The 21,812-nt window shown below is 28.0% G+C and carries 20 protein-coding genes and 1 pseudogene; all 21 read left to right on the top strand.

All coding sequences use genetic code 11. The features are described from left to right. Positions 1 to 51: 51 nt before the first annotated feature. Entirely contained in the window at positions 52 to 561 is a 510-nt protein-coding gene (locus tag VLM92_RS07530) for a hypothetical protein (RefSeq protein WP_325275722.1), read from the top strand. Between the two features lie 21 nt (positions 562 to 582). Beyond that, positions 583 to 1,056 (top strand): type IV pilus modification PilV family protein, encoded by a 474-nt coding sequence (locus tag VLM92_RS07525; RefSeq protein WP_325275721.1) that lies wholly within the window; start codon positions 583 to 585, stop codon positions 1,054 to 1,056. A gap of 38 nt (positions 1,057 to 1,094) precedes the next feature. Then, positions 1,095 to 2,159 (top strand): type IV pilus twitching motility protein PilT, encoded by a 1,065-nt coding sequence (locus VLM92_RS07520; RefSeq protein WP_325275720.1) that lies wholly within the window; start codon positions 1,095 to 1,097, stop codon positions 2,157 to 2,159. Between the two features lie 24 nt (positions 2,160 to 2,183). Further along, on the top strand, positions 2,184 to 3,401 hold the full coding sequence (locus VLM92_RS07515) for a PulJ/GspJ family protein (protein ID WP_325275719.1): 1,218 nt from the start codon (positions 2,184 to 2,186) through the stop codon (positions 3,399 to 3,401). A 73-nt stretch (positions 3,402 to 3,474) separates the two neighbouring features. Continuing rightward, a complete protein-coding gene (locus VLM92_RS07510) occupies positions 3,475 to 4,251 on the top strand; it encodes a prepilin peptidase (protein WP_325275718.1) in 777 nt (258 codons plus the stop codon). Between the two features lie 60 nt (positions 4,252 to 4,311). Further along, positions 4,312 to 4,941 carry a prepilin peptidase gene (locus VLM92_RS07505; RefSeq protein WP_325275717.1) on the top strand — a complete coding sequence of 210 codons (630 nt, stop codon included), beginning with the start codon at positions 4,312 to 4,314 and terminating at the stop codon, positions 4,939 to 4,941. A gap of 14 nt (positions 4,942 to 4,955) precedes the next feature. After that, positions 4,956 to 5,516, top strand: a complete 561-nt coding sequence (gene pth / locus VLM92_RS07500) for an aminoacyl-tRNA hydrolase (protein WP_325275716.1) — start codon at positions 4,956 to 4,958, stop codon at positions 5,514 to 5,516. Between the two features lie 17 nt (positions 5,517 to 5,533). Further along, complete coding sequence (gene mfd / locus VLM92_RS07495) at positions 5,534 to 8,920, top strand: transcription-repair coupling factor (RefSeq protein WP_325275715.1); 3,387 nt, start codon at positions 5,534 to 5,536, stop codon at positions 8,918 to 8,920. Between the two features lie 29 nt (positions 8,921 to 8,949). After that, positions 8,950 to 9,954, top strand: a complete 1,005-nt coding sequence (locus tag VLM92_RS07490; protein WP_325275714.1) for a peptidylprolyl isomerase — start codon at positions 8,950 to 8,952, stop codon at positions 9,952 to 9,954. 120 nt (positions 9,955 to 10,074) lie between these two features. Next, positions 10,075 to 10,614, top strand: coding sequence for a stage V sporulation T C-terminal domain-containing protein (locus VLM92_RS07485; protein ID WP_325275713.1), 540 nt, complete (start codon positions 10,075 to 10,077; stop codon positions 10,612 to 10,614). Between the two features lie 121 nt (positions 10,615 to 10,735). Then, positions 10,736 to 12,349, top strand: a complete 1,614-nt coding sequence (locus VLM92_RS07480; RefSeq protein ID WP_325275712.1) for a polysaccharide biosynthesis protein — start codon at positions 10,736 to 10,738, stop codon at positions 12,347 to 12,349. A 116-nt stretch (positions 12,350 to 12,465) separates the two neighbouring features. Continuing rightward, positions 12,466 to 13,920, top strand: a complete 1,455-nt coding sequence (gene mazG / locus VLM92_RS07475) for a nucleoside triphosphate pyrophosphohydrolase (protein WP_325275711.1) — start codon at positions 12,466 to 12,468, stop codon at positions 13,918 to 13,920. Positions 13,921 to 13,998: 78 nt separating this feature from the next. Next, positions 13,999 to 14,277, top strand: coding sequence for an HU family DNA-binding protein (locus VLM92_RS07470; RefSeq protein WP_325275710.1), 279 nt, complete (start codon positions 13,999 to 14,001; stop codon positions 14,275 to 14,277). Positions 14,278 to 14,347: 70 nt separating this feature from the next. Beyond that, on the top strand, positions 14,348 to 14,590 hold the full coding sequence (locus VLM92_RS07465) for an RNA-binding S4 domain-containing protein (protein WP_325275709.1): 243 nt from the start codon (positions 14,348 to 14,350) through the stop codon (positions 14,588 to 14,590). A gap of 62 nt (positions 14,591 to 14,652) precedes the next feature. After that, positions 14,653 to 14,907, top strand: coding sequence for a YabP/YqfC family sporulation protein (locus VLM92_RS07460; protein ID WP_325275708.1), 255 nt, complete (start codon positions 14,653 to 14,655; stop codon positions 14,905 to 14,907). Further along, positions 14,908 to 15,402, top strand: coding sequence for a spore cortex biosynthesis protein YabQ (gene yabQ / locus VLM92_RS17335; RefSeq protein WP_325275707.1), 495 nt, complete (start codon positions 14,908 to 14,910; stop codon positions 15,400 to 15,402). A gap of 5 nt (positions 15,403 to 15,407) precedes the next feature. Next, positions 15,408 to 15,689, top strand: coding sequence for a septum formation initiator family protein (locus tag VLM92_RS07450; RefSeq protein WP_325275706.1), 282 nt, complete (start codon positions 15,408 to 15,410; stop codon positions 15,687 to 15,689). A 64-nt stretch (positions 15,690 to 15,753) separates the two neighbouring features. Then, the gene (locus VLM92_RS07445) at positions 15,754 to 16,674 is read left to right on the top strand and encodes a Ppx/GppA phosphatase family protein (RefSeq protein WP_325275705.1); all 921 of its coding nucleotides are present in this window, start codon (positions 15,754 to 15,756) and stop codon (positions 16,672 to 16,674) included. A gap of 87 nt (positions 16,675 to 16,761) precedes the next feature. Continuing rightward, entirely contained in the window at positions 16,762 to 19,131 is a 2,370-nt protein-coding gene (gene spoIIE / locus VLM92_RS07440; protein WP_325275704.1) for a stage II sporulation protein E, read from the top strand. 482 nt (positions 19,132 to 19,613) lie between these two features. After that, a complete protein-coding gene (gene pepF, locus VLM92_RS07435) occupies positions 19,614 to 21,521 on the top strand; it encodes an oligoendopeptidase F (protein ID WP_325275703.1) in 1,908 nt (635 codons plus the stop codon). Between the two features lie 199 nt (positions 21,522 to 21,720). Beyond that, positions 21,721 to 21,812 (top strand): annotated as a pseudogene (locus tag VLM92_RS17330) (UTP--glucose-1-phosphate uridylyltransferase); the annotation flags it as partial.

Genomic DNA, 21,812 nt, shown 5'->3' with positions numbered 1-21,812 from the left:
CATCTTACGATTTTGGTTAAGGTGCAATTTGTTTGTAAGGAGGTTGGTGGGGTGTTGAAAAAGTTGAGAAATAATAAAGGTTCAGCTATGTTATTAGCCATATTTGCTATGATACTAATTACTATGGTTATTCTTTTATTTACTACTCAAATAGGAAATCAGATAAAATCTACAATAAGAAATAGCAATAAAATGGCTAATAAATATAAAGTAGAAGCCAAAATAGAAACTTATTTAGCGAAAGTTATAGAAAGTATAGATGTTGAAGCGATAGAGAATAAATCTACATCAGATAAATGGGTATTAGACCACTATGAAATTCAGTATTATGATACAATAACTAAAAAAAATAAAACAATATCTGTAAACAAAAATGAAAAGACTGAGTTTAACTTAATTATAAATGAATCTATAGAAGGATATGTTATAGAAGCTGAATTTTTAATAAAGATATCAAATATAACAAAAAAGTCTCAAATATCGCCAGTAAGTTTCACAGAACAAAGGTATAATACTGATTATAATGTAAATTATGATGTTATTAAATGGAATAAAAAATAATAGGTTTATGGAGATGATGAATTGAAATATAAAAATAATAAAGGATTTACATTATTAGAACTTTTGGTATCTCTTGCTATTATAACTATTTTATTATTATCATTTTTTAGAATTATAGATAGCACTATTAGGATGAATACTAAAAATGATAGAGATATAAAAGCTCTAAATATAGCACAAAGTGAAATAGAAAATGTTAGAAGTCAACTTAAAAATCTAAGTAATAAAAAAACAATTAATATAGATGGTCAAAGTATTAAGTTAGATGAAATTGAAGATACGATAAAAACGATTGAGTACTCCAAAAATTATGAAGGAAAAGATTATCAAATTATAATGAATTTAAATAAAAACAAAGAAGTTGAGGATATATATTTAAAAGATATGTATTTAGTAGATGTAAAAATTGATGTTAAGTTAAAAGATAAGTATCTTAGTAAGAAAAATACGAAATTAGAAACTACTATATTAAGTAGGAATGAAGTTAAGAAGTAAGATGTTAAAATAGATAAAAGATAGTGAGGAGAATATAAATGAATATATTTTCATTGTTAGAAATAGCAGTAGAACTTGGAGCATCAGATGTCCATATTACAATAGATAGCCCTCCAATAGCAAGAATAAAAGGAAGTTTTGTAAAGCTGAGAGAAATAAATTTATCACCACAAGATACAGAAAATATGGCCAGGGAAATAACTGGACCTAAAAATTTCAAAAGATTAGAAGAACATGGGGAAGTAGATTTATCAATATCTCTTCCAAGTGGAGATAGATTTAGAGTAAATGCATATAAGCAAAGAGGAAATTATGCAGTAGCAATAAGAACAATAACATCACAAATACCATCATTTAAAACATTAGGTCTACCAGATGTTATTGCTAGATTTGCAGAAAAGCACAAAGGATTAGTTCTTGTAACTGGACCAACAGGAAGTGGAAAGAGCACAACTTTAGCAAGTTTAGTAGATATAATAAACTCTACACAAGAAAGACACATAATAACATTAGAAGACCCAATAGAATACGTTCATCACCATAAAAAAGGTATAGTAAATCAAAGAGAAGTTGGAAACGATACAGATAGTTTCCATTCAGCATTAAGAGCAGCACTACGTCAAGACCCAGATGTTATTTTAGTAGGAGAGATGAGAGATCCTGAAACAGTTTCAATAGCACTTACAGCAGCAGAAACAGGTCACTTAGTTTTTTCAACTCTACATACAGTAGGTTCAGCTAAGACTATAGATAGAATAGTAGATATGTTTCCAGCTGAACAACAGCAGCAAATAAGAACACAATTATCTACAGTGTGTGAAGGTATTGTTTCTCAGCAATTAATACAAACAATAGATGGAAGAAACAGAGTAGCCGCTCTTGAAGTTATGGTGGCAACCCCAGCTATACGAAATTTAATAAGGGAAAACAAGACATATCAAATACAAAATATAATACAAACAAATTCTAAACTAGGAATGCAATCAATGGATCAAGAGCTTGTTAATTTATATAGACAACGAAGAATATCTAAAGAAAGCGTATTAAGTAGATGTTCCGATTATGAGTATACATCTAGATGTATAGGTGGAATGAACTATTAGTTGGTATTTTAGGGAGGAATTCATGTGATTAAGAGAAATAGTAGGGGATTTACACTATTAGAATTATTGATTGCAATAGTTATGTTCACTACGATTATTTTTATAGGATATAAAATAATAGATAAATCTACACAATCAGTTAAAATTCAAGGGATTATAAATAAAGGTCAATTGACTATGAATGATATGAATACGTACATTACAAAAGATTTAGAGCAATCTCAGTCGATAATATTAGAAGACAATACTGATTCAAATGTAAAGTATGAGAATGTGAATAAAGAAAAAGACTTTTTCGAAAAATCATTGAAAAAAATAATGGATCAGGGCAAAAATAAAATAGAATATAGGTATATAATAGATATAAAAAATAAACAGTACGATAGTACCTATATTGTTAAAATAGAAAATGATAGATACTCTATTTATAGAGAAGTCATAAATGAACCTAAAATAGAATTTATAAGTAAATCTAGATTAGAAAAAGAAGGTGATTTAATTAAATATCCTTTTATGATTAATGGAATTGATCCATATGAAGTAACGATGGGATATAAAACAGATAAATATAAAAATAATACCTATAAATTTGAAGTAACATCTAGATATTTAGATGAAACGATAGAGGATGAAAAAGAAGAATTAATTCCTCCTGATAAAGAAACAATAAATCCGCCAGGATTTAAAGAATATTCATATGTTGGTTTTTGGGCAGCTAATGCAAAAAAGAAAACAACCAATAATTTATATACATGGATAAAAGATATTGATGACTATGGAACTCAGAGAAATGATTTAGGAGAAAAAACTTATTATGATATAAAGAGTGAGTTACGCCCTTTTAATAAAGGTAATGAATATGCTCATACTGATTGTGGCAATCATGAAGAAAACAAACATCCATCTGATAAGTGTTCATGGGTTTCTACTCAGCAAAATAGTATAGAAGTCAATAAAATAAGTATATATATAAGTCAAAGAGCTATAGTTAAAGATCTTAGAATAACATCTAATCAAATAGATAGCATAAATTATAATGGAACAGATATAACTAAAAATGAAATCATATTGGAGGGTGGAGAAGAAGGTAAGTGGTATAACTTTGAAATTATATTGAAAAATGGAAGTAAGGTACAAGAAATAGATCTTATAGGAAATCTTGTTATAGACCAAGGAAATCCTAATTCTATAAATCAAGGTTATGCTATTATTGTATATGGAACTTCCATAAATACTGAATAAATTAATTTTTAGAAATATTTACATAGACTTATAAACATAAGTATACTGATAAAATATTAGTTTGGAGAAAAAAATGAATATGTATTTTAAAATAATGTCATTCATAATGGGAATAACTTTTGGAAGTTTCTTCAACGTGTGTATCTTCCGAATACCACAAAAAAAATCAATATCAAATCCACCATCGCACTGCTACAACTGTAATACCAGACTAAAACCATTAGACTTAGTACCAATACTAAGTTGGACGTTATTAAGAGCAAAATGTAGATACTGTGGACAAAATATATCACCAAGATATGCACTAGTAGAGTTATTAACAGGAATACTATTCGTATTACTATATAACGTATATGGAATGAATGTTATAACATTATATTATTTATTACTAATATCGCTACTTATAATAATAACTTTTATAGACATAGACCACTACATAATACCAGACGGATTAATAGTATTCGGTTCGGTTTTTACATTAATATTCAATATACTAGATAAAGGAATAGGAATAAAAGACAGTTTACTAGGCGGTCTAATATGTGGTGGAGGTATGTTACTTTTAATATACCTAATAGAATTTATAGTAAAAAAAGAAGTCATGGGCGGAGGAGATATAAAGCTCTTCGCAATGATAGGGCTATTTTTAGGAATTAAAGGTGGATTATTAACAATCCTTTTAAGTATATATGTAGGAGCTATATACGGAATAATAACTATAATATATAGTAAGATAAAAAAACAGGAATATAATTCAATGATACCCTATGGACCGCTTATATCGGCTGGAGCAGTAATTACTGTTCTATGTGGAACAAATATAATCAATTGGTATATGGCAATGTTTTAATGATTAAATATACAATGAAGGGTCAATAATTAAATTAACCCTACTATTGTATATAACCATATGATTTATATACTAATAATCTCACTAATAATATCTCACATATGCAATAAGAAATTATACAAAATATGTGATGAAGTAAATAAAAATAAAACAAATACAATAGTAATTTACCTAACAATAATATCATCAATGACCTTGATTTATTATAAATATGGACTAAGTATAGAAAGTATAAAATACTTATCACTAATGCCATTTATAATAATTATCTCAATAATAGACTATCACACTACATACATATATGATATAACAGTACTTAATGGTATAATAATTCAAGGTGCGATTTTTCTAATCACAATAAATACAGAAACAAACACAACAAGTCACTTATTAGCATTAATAATAGGATTTGTAATACCATACATACTAGTAATTATAACAAAAGGGCTAGGAAAAGGTGACATAGGCGTATATAGCTTATGTTGTTTTGCGTTAGGTCATAACTATGCAATATACCTAATAGCATTATCTTTTGCACTAGCATCTGTATACTGTGTATATATACTTTTAACAAAAAGTGATAAAATAAAAAAAATACCATTTGCGCCATTTATATCATTAGCTACAATAACAATAATATTAACAAATTATGATATATTAAAAATATATTTTGACATAATAAAACATTAAAGGAGGAGATGCAAATGTACGTAGTAGTAGGGTTGGGAAATCCAGGAAAACAATATGATAAAACAAGACACAATGTAGGATTTGATGTTATAGACATTCTTGCAAAGGAATATGGCATATCTGTGACGAAGATAAAACATAAGGCTTTAATTGGAGAAGGTAGAATCGGTTCTGAAAAAGTTTTATTAGTTAAACCACAAACATATATGAATTTAAGTGGGGAAACTTTAATAGATATATATAAATACTATAAAGTAGATTTGAGCAATATAATAGTAGTGTACGATGATATCGACTTAGATGTTGGAAAGATAAGAATCAGAAAAAAAGGAAGTGGCGGAACTCATAATGGAATGAGGTCTATTACAAAGTGTTTAGGTTCTACAGATTTTCCAAGAATAAGAGTTGGTGTATCTAAGCCAATGCCAGGACAAGATTTAGCTGATTTCGTTCTTTCAAGATTTAGAAAAGAAGAAGCTATAGATTTAGAAAGTGGACTTGAAAAAGCATATCGTGCAGTAGATTGTATTATAAGAGAAAATATCGATATATCTATGAACAAATATAACGGATAGTGAGAGGGGATTTATATATGAATGATGTTTTTGTATACCCTTTGCAAAATTCAAAAGAATATAAAGATGTAATAAATTGCATAAAAAATAATAAAGGCTCATTACTAGTTAATGGCCTTTTGCCAGTGCAAAAACCTCATGTTGCCTATTCTATATTCAGGGATTTATCTAGACAGATTGTCTTTATAGCCAGTAGTGATTTGGAAGCTAAAAAGGTATATGATGATTTAAGTTTTTATATGAAAGATAAAGTAGAGTATCTAGGATTCCAAGATATCTACTTTTATCATTTAGATGCAAAGGATAGAAATGAAGAAGCTAAAAAATTAAAGGTGTTACTAAAATTAGCTAAAGGCGAGGATATGATTTTAGTAACATCTATTGAAGCTATATTAAAGAAATACACTCCTAAGGATGTTTTATTACAAAATATATTTACCTATAAAATAGGGAATAATGTTAACTTAGAAGAGTTAAGCGATAGATTAGTTTCTTTAGGTTATGAAAGGGTTTCTAAGATAGAAGGTTTTGGTCAGTTTAGTATTAGAGGGGGAATTATAGACATATTTTCACTAGAATACACAAATCCGATTCGTATGGAGCTATTTGATGATGAAATAGATTCTATACGAACTTTTGATGTATTCTCACAAAAATCTATTGATAAGATTAAGGAATTTTCTATAACTCCATCTAGAGAATTTATATATCCTAAAAAGACTGATGAAGCTGTTGATAGAATTAAAAAAGATATTGCTAATCATACTAATGAAGATGTGCTTGCTAATGTAGACAATATATCTAGTAAAACGTATTTTGAAGGCATAGAGAACTATATTGATTATGTGTATACAGATGAAAATAAAAGTTTATTCACATATTTAAAGGATAATGCAGTAGTATTTGTCAATGATATAAGTAGAGTTAAGGAAAGATGCGAGAATTATATAAATGAGTTTAAGGATAATTATAAGTTGAATCTTGAAAGAGGATTAGCTCTTAAGAATCAAGGTAAGATATTGTATCATTACAGTGACTTAGAATTTATAATATCTGATAAAAAGTTAGTTTTAAATACTTTGCTTCCAAAACCTATAAATGATTTTAATGTAAAGTCTGTAGTGAATTTTGAATGTAGAGAAATTCCTACTTTCAATGCGAAGGTGGATGTTCTTGTAGAAGAATTAAATAGATTAAGATATAACGGTTATAAGGTAGTCTTAGCTACTAATACTTTAGAAAGAGCAAAAAAATTAAACTCAGAGCTATTAGATTTAGAATTAGAGACTACTATATCAGAGAATAGAGATATAGAGTTAAAATCTTCTCAAATTATAATTACACCAGCTCGTATAAGCAGTGGATTTGAGTATAAGTCTATAAAGTTCGCTGTTATAACTGATAATGAAATGATAGGTGTTCATAAGAGAATATCTACTTCTAAGTCTAAAAAATCCAAAAAAGGTAAGAAGATAGATTCTTTCTTAGATTTAAATGTTGGTGACTATGTTGTACATGAAAATAGTGGAGTTGGTAGATATACAGGTATTGAACAAATTACTGTAAATGCTATTAAAAAAGACTACATGAAGATAGTATACCAAGGTGGAGATAATTTATATGTACCAATAGACCAAATGGACAAGGTACAAAAGTATATTGGTGTTGAAGAAGATAAGGTCAAGCTAAATAAGTTAGGTACTAATGAATGGACAAGAGCTAAGGCTAAAGTTAAAAAAGAAATAGAAGATATGACTAAAGAGCTTATAGAGCTGTATGCTAAGCGTGAAAAGGTAAAAGGATACAAGTTTGATAAAGATACTCCTTGGCAAGCAGAATTTGAGTCTTTATTCCCTCATCAAGAAACAGATGATCAGTTAAAAGCGATAGAAGAAACTAAAAAGGACATGGAAACAGATAAGGTTATGGATAGACTTATCTGCGGAGACGTTGGATATGGCAAGACTGAGGTAGCTATAAGAGCTGTATTTAAGGCTTGTATGGATCAAAAGCAAGTTGCAGTATTAGTTCCTACTACAATACTTGCCCAACAACATTATAATACTTTTAAAGAAAGATTTGAAAACTACCCAATAAGAGTAGAGGTATTAAGTCGATTTAAAACTCCTAAACAACAAAAACAAATTATAGAAGATACCAAAAAAGGTTTAGTAGATGTATTAATAGGTACTCATAGAATTGTATCTAAGGACATAATGTTACCTAACTTAGGTTTGGTTGTTATAGATGAAGAGCAAAGATTTGGAGTTAGACACAAGGAATCTCTTAAAAAAATAAAGTCAACTGTAGATGTTCTTACTTTATCAGCAACGCCTATTCCTAGAACGTTGCATATGTCTTTAAGTGGGATAAGAGATATGAGTGTTATAGAAGAGCCTCCTCAAGAAAGGCATCCTGTCATTACTTATGTTACAGAAGGTAAGGAAAGTATTATACAAGATGAGATTGAAAGAGAGTTAGGTAGGGGTGGTCAAGTATTCTTTGTATATAATAGAGTAGAGAATATTGAAGAGATGGCTAGTATGATAAAGAGGCTGGTACCAGATGCTAGGGTAGCTGTAGCGCATGGTAGAATGACTTCTAAAGCTCTTGAAAACATCATCTTAGGTTTCTTAAACAAAGAATATAATGTATTAGTTTGTACTACTATAATAGAAACTGGTATGGATATTTCAAATGCAAATACTATGATTGTGTATAATGCAGATAAGATGGGGCTTGCTCAACTTTATCAGTTAAGAGGTAGGGTAGGAAGAAGTTCTAGACAAGGTTATGCTTATTTAATGTATGAAAAAGATAAAGTTCTTAGTGAAATAGCTGAAAAGAGATTAAAGGCTATAAGAGAGTTTACTGAATTTGGTTCAGGATTTAAGATAGCTATGAGAGATCTCGAAATAAGGGGTGCAGGTAATATACTTGGTTCTCAACAACATGGTCATATGGCTATTATAGGATATGATTTATATGTGAAAATGTTAAATGAAGCTATTAAGAAAGTTAAGGGAGAATCTATTATTGAAGATGTAGATGTGGAAATAGATTTAAGTGTAAACGCATATATTCCCGATAGTTATATAAGTGACGAGTTAATTAAGATAGAAATGTACAAAAAAATTGCTTCTATTGAAACGAAAGAAGATATGCAAGAGGTACAAGAAGAGTTAGAAGATAGATTCTCTGATATACCTAAATCTGTTCAATCATTACTAAAAATAGCATATATAAAGACTCTATGTAAGAAGTTAAAGATACAAAAAATTAGACAACTTAAAGATGAAATATTATTAATTCCAACAACTAGATACAAAACAAAGGAAAAAATAGGGTATAATATTGTGATAGAATTGGAAGAACTACTAGAGAAGATGTGTAGTATAAAATAACTTAACAATGAAGAAAGGGTGTTTACATTTTGAAAAAGATAATGTCAGTAGTTGTATCTATCATATTAGGTATATCTATGACTGCTTGTGGTAGCAGTGTAAAAAGCGAAGAAGTAGTAGCAACAATAAATGAAAAAAATATAACTTCAAGTTACTATGAAAAAACATTAGCGCTATATAAGCAATCAGTAGAATCTATGTATGGAGCAACTATATGGGATACAGAAGTAGAAAAGGGAGTAAAATATAAAGACCAATTTAAAGATATAATGCTTCAACAAATGATAGATGCAGAAGTTATGTATCAAGAAGCTAAGAAAGAAAATTTATTACCGTCTAAAGCAGAAGTAGATAAGAAATTTAAAGAATTAAAGAAAGATATTGATTCTGATCAAGAGTACAAAAAGAGCTTAGAAAAAATAGGGATCGATGACGAGTATTTAAAAACTCAACAAGAACAAGACTTAGCCTTACAAAATTATAAAAATAATTTTAATAAAACAACAAAGATATCAGATGAAGAAATGAAAAAATATTATGAAGATCATGAAAAAGATTATTATAGAGATGAAGTAAAAGCATCTCATATACTAATATCTACTGTAGATAAAAACAATAAACCTCTTTCTGAAGCTAAGAAAAAAGAAGCTAAAAAGAAAGCTGAAGATGTACTTAAAAAAGCTAAAGCTGGAGAAGAATTTGCAGCATTAGCAAAAGAATATTCTGATGATCCAGGTTCAGGAAGTCAAGGTGGAGACTTAGGATACTTTGCAAAAGGTCAAATGGTACCCGAGTTTGAAGCAGTAGCATATGATCTAAAAGTGGGCGAAATATCTGATATAGTAGAGTCTCAATTTGGATATCATGTAATAAAAGTAACAGATAAAATAGATGAGCAAACTCCTTATGAAGAGGTAAAAGATTCAATAAAAGATACTTTATTAACTGAAAAGTTTTCAGAGCAAATAAAAAAACTTTCAAAAGAAGCTAAAGTTGAAAAAAATGAAGATGTAATAAAGAAAATAAAATTATAAATTTTTAATTATTTAATTATATTAAAAAGCTATGTTAACTAATACATAGCTTTTTTTGTATATTTTTCTTATCATTGGTAAAAATAAGCCTAAAGTTACTAATGGAGGGATAAATTATATATGAGAGCGACAGGAATTGTTAGAAGAATAGATGACTTAGGAAGAGTTGTTATTCCTAAAGAAATAAGAAAAACTTTAAGAATTAGAGAAGGAGATCCTTTAGAAATATTCACAGCTAAAGATGGAGAAGTAATTCTTAAAAAATATTCACCTATAGGAGAATTAAATGAATTCTCACAAGAATATACAGAAACATTAGGAGAAACCTTAGGATGTGGAGTGGTAGTAACAGATCTAGATTCTATAATAGCAGTTTCTAAGTTACCTAAAAAAGACTACAAAGAAAAAAGTATAAGTGATGAATTAGAACAATTAATAGAAAATAGAGAAATAAAATATGCTAAGGATAGTAAATTATTGCCTATACATAAAGATGACCCTATGGAATATGCTAAGCAAATAATAATGCCAATAGTTAGTTCATCTGGTGACTGTATAGGATCTATAATATTAGTATCAAAAGAAACGGAAGATATATCAGACCCAGAAGAAAAGATATTAAAAATAGCAGCTAACTTCCTAGGAAAACAAGTTCAATAATTATTTTAAAACCAAGACCCTATATTTAGGGTCTTTTGAAGTTTTTTAGTAATATATTGAATATACTATTGAATATATGATATATTAAAGTTTGTTATATAAATCAAGTGGAGGTTGAGTTATGAATAATAACAAGAATAAAGATTCATTCTTAAAAGGTGCTCTTATACTTGGGATGGCGGGTATAATAGTAAAGATAATGGGTGCATTTTTTAGGATACCTCTTGGAAACTTAATTGGTTCAGAAGGTATGGGTTATTATCAAGCAGCATATCCTGTCTATACTTTATTTTTAACTTTAGCAACAGCTGGATTTCCAACTGCACTTGCTAAGTTAGTTTCAGAAAAGAATGCAATTGGGGACCACAAGGGATCATATAAAATATTCAAAGTATCATATACAGTGTTATTTATGACTGGATTAATAGCATTTTGTATATTCTTCTTTGGAGCTAATTACATAGTTAATAATATAATGGAAAACCCAGGTGCATATTATGCGATGATAGCTATTTCACCGGCACTTTTGTTTGTACCAATGATGTCTTCTTATAGAGGATATTTCCAAGGTAAAAGAGAAATGGCAAAGATTGCAGTATCTCAGATAAGTGAACAGTTTTTTAGGGTTGTATTAGGTTTAGGATTAGCTTATTATTTAATGAACAAATATGGACCAGAATTAGGAGCAGCAGGAGCTATAATGGGTGCTACTGTAGGAGCTGTAGCTTCTATAATATATTTAATACTAATTTATATAACAGAAAGAAAACAACGTAAAGCAGAAATAAAAACTAGTCAACACTTTAAAGATGAATCTGTTATTATAATATTAAAGAAACTTTTAGTAGTTGCAATACCTATAACAATAGGTGCATCTGTAATGCCTTTAGTAAATATGATAGATAATGTAATAGTTATTAGAAGACTTACAGAAGCAGGATTTACATCAAGTGAAGCATTATCAATGTTTGGACAGTTAACTGGTATGGCAATGGCTATAATAAACTTACCATCAGTTATAACTATAGCTATGAGTATGAGCTTAGTACCTTCTATATCAGAAGCTTATGCAATTGGTAATAAGGCTAAAGCTAAAAAAGATACTAAGAATGCTATAAAAGTAACTTTATTCATGGTTTTACCAGCGGCATTTGGATTGGCTGCACTTGCAACTCCAATAATGCAACTTTTATATCCTAAAGAACCAGCGAGTATAGGGACAATATTATTTGTACTTACACCTTGTGTTGTATTTTTAGGATTAATGCAAACTATGAATGGTATATTACAAGGTATGGGGAAACCAATGATACCTGTTATAGCATTATGTGTAGGTATGCTAGCTAAAGTAGTTATAAGTTATACATTAACAGTAATACCAACAATAAATGTTTTAGGTTCTGCACTTGGTACAGTTACAGCTTACTTAGTTGCAGCCATAATTGAAATAATTTATATAAGAAAGGCTATGAACATAAAATTCTCACCTAAAGAATTCTTTATAAAACCATTAATAACTGTTATAACAATGTTTATAGTGGTTAAATTGAGTTATGGAGTTTTAGCAGGAGTATTAGGTGGCAAATTAGCTACTGTTTTAGCAATAGCAATAGGTGCAGTAATTTACGGATTAGTACTTTTATTCATAGGTGGAATTAAAAAAGAAGAGATATTAACTATGCCAAAAGGTAAAAAGATCTATAGATTACTTAAAAAACTTAACCTTATGAGATAGTAAAGAGAATATATATACAAATGAAGGAAATACTTATAAATAGTAAATTTCCTTCATTTGCATTAAGATATGTATAAAATTCTTAAGAATTGAAATAAACTAAGAGGAGTGATATTATGGGTAAGATAAGAATTATAGGACTTGGCCCAGGAGATTATTCTCTTATTAGTCAAGGTGCATTAGAAGTACTACAATCAAATTCAAGAATATTTTTAAGAACTGAAAAGCATCCGATTGTGGACAAGCTTAAAGAAACTATACAATACACTTCCCTAGATTATTTTTATGATAAAGAAGAAAATTTTGAAAATGTATATAGCAAAATTTCTGAATTCATTATAAACTTATCTAAAGAGGGTGATTTAGTATATGCAGTTCCAGGACATCCAAGAGTCGCAGAAAGGACTGTAAGCATAATAGAGTCAATGGCAAAAGAAAAAGGTATAGAAGTTGAAACTGTCGCTTCTATGAGCTTTGTAGACGCTATGTTTAATTACCTAGCAATTGATCCTGCTGATGGATTTAAGTTAGTAGACGCTTTTGAAGTAGAAAATTCATACATAGATACAAATACAAGTATGATAATAACTCAAATATATGACCATTTTATAGCATCAAATATAAAGCTAAAACTAATGGAATATTATGATTATGACCAAGAAGTATGTATAGTAAATGGTGCAGGTGTTAAGAATCTAGAGAGTAAGAAATATGTACAATTACATGAACTTGATAGAATTGAAAATTTATTTGATTATTTAACTAGCTTATATATACCAAAAAGTTCTAAAAACATGTATAATACTGTACATGACCTGGAAAACATAATGAAAACATTAAGAAGTCCATCTGGATGTGATTGGGATAAAAAACAAACGCATAAATCTCTTAAAAAATACGTTATAGAAGAAGCCTATGAGCTTTGTCAAGCCGTTGATAATGATGACATAGATGAAATGATAGAAGAGTTAGGAGATATCCTCCTACAAGTTATATTCCACTGTCAAATAGGTCAAGAAGAGGGATATTTTGATTTAAAAGAAGTAGTTAATGGAATATGTACAAAACTTATATATAGACATCCTCATGTTTTCAATAATGCAGATATAGATATGGCTACATTTGAAAAAACATGGGAAGAGCTAAAGCAACAAGAAAAAGGTGAAAGTAATATAACAGATGGATTAAAAAGAATACCAAAGTATTTACCAGCTCTTATAAAAGCAGAAAAGATTCAACATAAAGCTGCTCTTGTAGGTTTTGATTGGGACGAAATAGAGGATGTATTGAAAAAAATTGAAGAAGAATACAAAGAATTACTTGACGAATGCAAAGCAGGAAATATAAAATACATAAAGGAAGAACTAGGAGATTTACTATTTTCTATAGTAAATTTAGCTAGATTTTTAAAAATAGATCCAGAAGAAGCCTTAAACTGTACGAATCAAAAGTTCGTCAATAGATTTGAATTTATGGAACAAAGTGCCATAGATATTGATAGAAATTTTGAAGATATGACACTACAAGAGAAGGATATACTTTGGAACAAGGCAAAATCAAATAAACTATAAAAATAAGTTACGCAAAAAACTAGAATTTTCACAGAAAATTAGAATTCTATTTTATAAATATTTTAGGAGGTAAGTATCGTGAACAAAGCTGAATTAGTATCAAGAATGGCAGAAAAGAGTGAATTAACAAAGAAGGAAGCAGAAGCTGCATTAAACGCTTTCATGAAATCTGTAGAGGAAGCATTAGTTAATGGGGAAAAAGTTCAATTAGTTGGATTTGGAACATTTGAAACAAGAGAAAGAGCTGCTAGACAAGGTAGAAACCCAAGAAACCCAGAAGAAGTTATAGAAATACCAGCTTCTAAAGCTCCAGTTTTCAAAGCAGGAAAAGGACTTAAAGATATAATAAATGGATAATTATTAAATTGACAAAGTGTGGGATAATATGCCACACTTTTTCTATATAAAGTATTAGGAGGATGAGAAGATGAGGCTAGATAAATTTTTAAAAGTATCAAGAATAATCAAAAGAAGAACAGTTGCTAAAGAGGCTTGTGATAAAGGGATAGTTACTATAAATGGAAAAGCAGCTAAGTCTTCATCAGAAGTTAATATAGATGATATCTTAGAAATTACTTTTGGTGAAAAAGTGATGAGATGTAAAATAAATGAAATAAAAGAACATGTACTAAAAAATGATGCAAAAGAAATGTATGAGATAATAGAATAAAATTAACAATTCCTCAGTATATTTATAGTAGTATTAATAGAAATATTTACTGGGGGGATATTATGGAACATAATATAATGTTAAAAGATAGGTCAAGTTTAGTTGTCTCTGGGGTAGAACATATTTATTCTTTTAACGATAAAAAAGTAGAAGTAAGAACTTGTGTAGGCGAAATGGTAATAGAGGGCGAAAATCTAGACATGAGTAAATTAAGCTTAGATGAAAATATCATAAATATAGAAGGTATGATTAATTCTATTGTATATTCAAAAGAAAGAAAGCCACAAGAAAATTTCTTTAAGAAGGTATTTAAGTAGATGATTCCATTTACTCAAGATGTAATCTATTTTTATGCAACTATTTATGGTGGAATAATTATAGGCTTATTGTTTGATGTTTATAGGGCATTAAAAGCAAACTTTAAAATCATAAAACATTGTTCTTTATTTTTTGATGCATTATTTTGGTCTTTGACTACCATTATAATATTTATAACAATAAATGCTATAGAATTTTTTGAATTAAGATATTATCATTTTGTGGCTTTATTTATTGGTTTTATCTTATATTACAACACTATAAGTAAATTTATTTTAACAATAATTAATAAAATTATTTCTTTCTTAACAAATTTATTCAAAAAAACGATAAAATACATAGTCAGTATTTCAAACAATTTGTATTACGTTATAATCTACTCACTACACTTTTTATTTGATATTATATTTTATATACCGAATATGTTTTTAGTAATTACAAGGTTTGTAAAGAGAAAGTCTAGAGGTAAACTAAAAATTAAAAAAAGGATGTAGATGAGATGAACTTAAGAAAAATTTTTTCTAGCCAGTTTCTAGTTATAAGTATGTTTCTAATTTTTATGGTATTCAGTTTAGCCAGTGGGTTTGTGTTTCAGATAACAAAGGTAAAGCAATATAGGTCAGAAATAGTAAATCTAAATAAACAAATAGATAATACCAAAGAAGAAATAGAAAATCTTAAGAAAATAGGAAATACTCAAGATTTAGAAACTGATGCGAGAAATCGTTTGAATATGGTTAAGCCAGATGAGATAATATATGTTGATATACAGAGAAGGTAACCAAGTTACCTTCTTTTGTGTATCAAAGTTTATGATTTTGAACTGAAGAATAGGAGAGATACAGATGAAGATTGGAACTATAGATATTGGAACAAATTCTATGAGATTATTAATAGGAGATTATATAGATGGTAAAGTTGAACATAGAAGGAAGTTTATAAATACCACTAGAATTGGACAAGATGTGGATAAAGATGGATATATAAGTGAAGAGGCTATAAAACGTAATATAGAGGCCCTCAAGCAATTTTCGAACATTTGTAAAGAAGAGAATTGTGAACATGTTTATAGTATGGGAACTTCAGCTCTTAGGGACAGTACAAATGGGCATGAGTTTGTAGAGTTAGCAAAACAAGAAGTGGGAATAGATGTCGAGATAATAAGCGGAGAAGAAGAATCTAATTTAGGATTTAGAGGAGTATTAGAAGGATTAGAAAATGATGATGACATTTTAGTCATAGATATAGGAGGGGGTTCTACTGAATTTATTATAGGAGATAAAGAAGGAATAAAGTTTGTTAAAAGTGAAAATGTAGGAGCTTTAAGAATGACTGAAAAATTCTTGAAATCAGATCCTATTAATGAAGATGAATTTAAAGAGACATCAGTATTTATAGAAAATGAAATAAATGACACTTTAAATTATATAAAAGAAAAAAGGATAAAAAAGCTTGTAGGTATAGGTGGAACTATAACTTCTTTATCAGCAATGAATCAAGAGTTAGAAATTTATTCTATGGAAAAAATACATAATAGTAAAATATACAAAAAAGATATAGAAACTATTCTACAAAGTTTAAAAAACATGACATTAAGTGATAAAAAGCGCTTAAAAGGGCTACAGCCTAAAAGAGCGGATATCATAACTGCTGGTGTAAAAATATTGGATATAATAATGGAAAAGCTAGAAATAGAAGATATAGTCGTAAGCGAATACGATAATTTGGAAGGCTTAATGTGTCAAAAGGCAAAAAAAATGTCTTAATATTTTAAAGTTATAAAAACTGATTTTGACAAAAAAAAATCCCCCTCTTTGTTATAATCTCATTATAAACAAAAGAGGGGGATTTTCATGGATAAAAATGTAGTAAGTGTAAAGGGTAAAAATATAAATATAAATTATATAAATATAAGTAAATATATTGATTTTAATACACTAATGTTTTCTATAATTGGATTCTTACTAAGTAGATCTATATTAATTGGATCTATAGCTCCATTAGGTATAGCATTTTTCTTATACATATCCAAGATAGAGCGATATAGAATACCTGTATTTATGTCTACATTGATAGGTGTATTTTTATCTACAAATAGCATGCCGTACATGCTTAAGTATTCTTTATGTTTGGTTGTTTTTATGCTTATTAACAAAAAGGTAAAAAAGATAGATTCTATATGGAAAATATCTTTAATCGGAGCATTAGTAGTACTACCTATATCAATAGGACAAGCTTTGTTATCAAGCAGATATATATATGACATACTTATAGCCAGCATGGAAGGAATAATTATGTTTATAGCAGTTTATGTTTTTTCATATGGGATTGGATTACTAGTAAATTCAAATAATAAAATCGCAGTTAATATAGAAGAAGCAATATCTATAAGTTTGTTAGTTACATTTAGCATAATGGGTATAGGGGACTTGTCCATTATGGGTATATCTATAAGAATAGTTTTATCAACTATGCTAATTTTAATAGCATCTATTTTAGGAGGTTCTTCTATGGGAGCAACATCTGGAGTTGTAGTTAGTATAGCGTTTATTATTAATAACGTAACATCAGCTATTTACATGGGTATATTTTCCTTTGCAGGTCTTGTAAGTGGTGCATTTAATAAGATTAATAAATATTTTTGTATATTAGGATATATATTAAGTTGGATGATATTATATGCATATACTTCTGGGGTAGGTTCAAATTTAAATCAATTAAGAGATATATTAATAGGGAGTTTAATTGTATTAGTTTTACCGGAGAAATTTTTTAATAAGGTAGAAAAAATAATAAAGATTAATGTAAGTTCAAATGAAATTGTTTATGACTATATAATGAGAAGTAGAAGTTTAACTAATAATAGACTTATGAATATGAATAAAGCTTATAACAGTTTAGCAGATACTTTTGATCAGATAAGGGAAAGAGAAAAGGTTGTTGACCAAAGAGACGTAGCTAGTATTATAGACATGATACACAATGATCAATGTAAAGACTGTGGAATGAGAAGACGTTGTTGGGACTTAAAGTTTAATCATACATATACTTTAATGAATGATATATTAGAAAAATTAGAGGAAAATGGGGAGATAACTTGTAATCATGTTTCAGAGGAATTTATAAAGGAATGTATAAAACCAGAAGCTGTTATAAAAGTATCGAATTATTATTATAAATTATTTGCGCTAGATTATAATTGGAATATGAAATTTTCAGAGAGTAGAAGGTTAATAGCAAATCAGATAAGAAGTATGTCTAAGGCAATAGAATGCTTATCAAAAGATTTAGAAAGCAATATAATACTTGATTTAGAAAAAGAAAAAAATATATATGATCAACTAGAACGAAATAGCATATCAGTGGATAAAGTCAATTATATAACAAAAGGTAACGATGATTTTGAAATAAAAATAGAAAAGAAAACATGCAATAATGGTTGCATGTGTGAAGATAAGTTAATAGATGTTGTATCTGATTTTATAGAAGAAAACTTATCAGTTCAAAAAATAGGATGTCGTTCTCTAGGGAAACGATGTCAGATAACTCTTAGTAAAAGCCAAAAGTATAAGGTTATAACAGATGTTGCATGTATGTCTAAGGATGGTCATATTCTATGTGGAGATAATTATACTCATATGGATATTAATGATAGTAAGTATATGATTGCTATAAGTGATGGAATGGGAAAAGGAAAAAAAGCTTATGAGGAATCATCTATAACTATAGATATACTAGAAAAAATGATGGATGCAAAAATTGAAGATGAGATAATTGTAAATACTATAAACAATATGCTTTTATTGAAATCGTCGGATGAGATGTTTTCAACATTAGATTTGGGGATTATAGATTTGAAGAAAGGACTATTAGAAACTATAAAAATGGGGGCATGCTCTACTTATATAAAAAGGTATGAGGATGATATTGATTTGGTTTCATCATCATCACTTCCTGTTGGAATATTATCAGATATAAAATTAGATAGAAAGACTGTAAAAATAAAAGATGGTGACTATGTAATAATGGTATCAGATGGTATTCTTGATGCAGGTAAAAATAATAATATGGGTGATGATTGGCTTATATATTTTTTAAAGAGTATAGACACTACAAATCCTAAGAAAATTGCAAATTTAATATTAGATAGAGCACTGGAAATTCAAGATGGGATTGTTGAAGATGATATGACTGTATTAGTAACTAAAGTATATTCTAGTTAGAAAAAAAGATTTTATATATAATAAAATAGCATATATTAATGTGAAAACATTATATCAACAATTTATACATAAAATGTTGATATAATGTGGATAACGTATAAGTGAAAAATAAAAAGCTTATAAACATTGAAATTCCAAAGTTCGACAAAATAAAACAATGTAGATTAATTTTGGATTATATTTATTTTATTCATAATTAAGGTATGTTATCAACAAAAAAGGTGAATAAATAGCTAAAAACTGTTGATAAATTATAAAAAAGTGTTAATAAAATGTTAAAAAATAAAAAAATAAAAAAATAAAAAAATTATATATGTATTGAAAAAGCTAAATATTTGTCGGAAACATAACTGTGAATATGTGCATAAGTATGTGGATAAGTATTTTTTATAAATTAAAGTCTTAATACCAATAGTTGAATAATATGTAGAAAAAAAGCCATCCTAATATGTAAGTAGATTTTATTGAAAGGATGGCTTCTTATGGGGAAAAAATTATACAAAGTAATTATACCTTTATGTATATCTATTTTTAGTACTGTTCAGATGAACGAAGAAGTTTATGGGCAAGATTTAATAAAAGCAACTAATATTATTGCAGTAAATAATGATAAAGAAAATGAAAATCCGCAAGAAAAAGCAAATAAAAAACCAAAAATTGACTACAGTAAAACTTCTTGGAATTTGCAATCGTTATATAAAAGTGAGAAACACTGGCAAAAGGAGTTAAAAGACTTTAACAAGGATAGTAAAGAACTTAAAAATTATATAGGGAAAGTAACTAAATCTAAAACTCATTTATCATTTGCTTTAGATATAAAAGAAAAACTAGATATAAGAATGAATAAGCTTTATGCTTATGCAAAATTAAAACAAGATACTAATAAAAATTCATATAAATATTTAGATATGAATGAGAATATGGACAAAGTTTATAGAGATTATATGAAAATATGTTCTGATTTAGAGTTAGAGATACTTAAGTTATCGGATAAAGAATATAAGGAAATAGTATCTAATAATAAAATAAAGAAAAAATATGGAATGTACTTAGGAGATATTAGGAGGTCTAAGAAACATTACTTAGATGATAAATCAGAAGATTTGATTGCCAATATATCACCTATAGCTTCTTTACCAGGACAAGTATATGAACTTTTTAGAAATATGGACAAAAAAACTAATTTAAATCCATCTCAATATGTAACAGCTTTAGAATGTGGAGATAGAAAGGAAAGAAAGATTGCATATCAAAATGAATTTATATCTTATAATGACAATATAAATACGTTAGCAGGATTATTAGTTGGACAAGTAAAAAAGAATGTTTTTTACTCGACAGAAAGAGGTTATAAATCATCTTTAGATATGTATTTACAATCTGATGACATAGATACTAAAGTATATGATAAATTAATAGAAACTGTAAGTAAAAACAGGGATAGTCTACACAAATATGTAAGTTTAAGAAAGAAAGTTTTAAATCTAGATAAAGTACATTATTATGATATGTTTGTACCAATAGTAGAACCAGTGGACAATGACATTACTTATGATAAAGGTCAAGGAATAATATACTCAGCGTTATCTCCTCTTGGAAAAGAATATGGAGACATAATTTATAAAGCATTTAATGAAAGATGGGTTGATGTTTATTCCAATGATAATAAAGTAAGTGGAGCATATTGTTTATCTGTTTATGATGGGCACCCATATATTTTAACAAACTACAATAATACATTAGGTTCGGTATCAACGTTAGCTCATGAATTAGGACATGCGGCATATGAATATATGAGTGCAAAGAATCAAAATTATTTTAATTCAAATCCATCAATCTTTACTCATGAAGTTTCATCTATTACTAATGAAGCATTATTGTATGAGGTTCTTATAAAAAATAATCCTAATAGTAAAGAAAAGGCGTATTATATAACTCAATATTTAGATTTAATTAAAGATACATTATATATTCAAACTATGTATGCAGAGTTTGAAAAGACTATACATGAAATGGTTGAGAGTGGTAATAATGTAAATGCATTAGTATTAGATGATGTATGGGGACAACTTTTAAAGAAATATTATGGAAATGATTATGAAGTAGACCAATTATCTAAAGTGGGATGGTCAAGAATACCTCACTTTTATAATAGCTTTTATGTTTATAAATATGCAACTGGATGTAGTGCAGGAGTTAGCTTTGCACAAGATATATTAACGAATGGTCCTGATAGATATATAAATTTTCTTAAGGAAGGAAGTACAGATTACCCTACCAATCTACTTAAAGATGCAGGTGTGAACTTAACTACAACTAAACCTATAGAAGAGACGATAAAAAAATTCGACTCATTGGTAAAAGAATTAGAAAAGACTATATCAAAATAATTTACATGACAAGCGTAATATAGTAGTATTAAAATATATATCAAAAGTCCTATTTAATAGGACTTTTTTCTTGTAGCATATATAAAGTTATATTCAATTTTAAGTTATTAATAAACATAAAAGATATATATGAGTTTCAAAAAGTCTATCTATAGAATTTAAAAGACTTTTTTATCATGTAGAGTGGAGGATTAATTTTATGCAAAGGAAAGTAAAAAAGGCAGTAATACCTGCTGCAGGTTTAGGTACTAGATTTTTACCGGCTACTAAGGCTCAACCTAAAGAAATGTT

The sequence above is a fragment of the Romboutsia sp. genome (genome assembly GCF_035470145.1).
Classification (GTDB): Bacteria; Bacillota; Clostridia; order Peptostreptococcales; family Peptostreptococcaceae; genus Romboutsia_D.
This window is presented reverse-complemented; position numbering and strand designations above follow the sequence as displayed.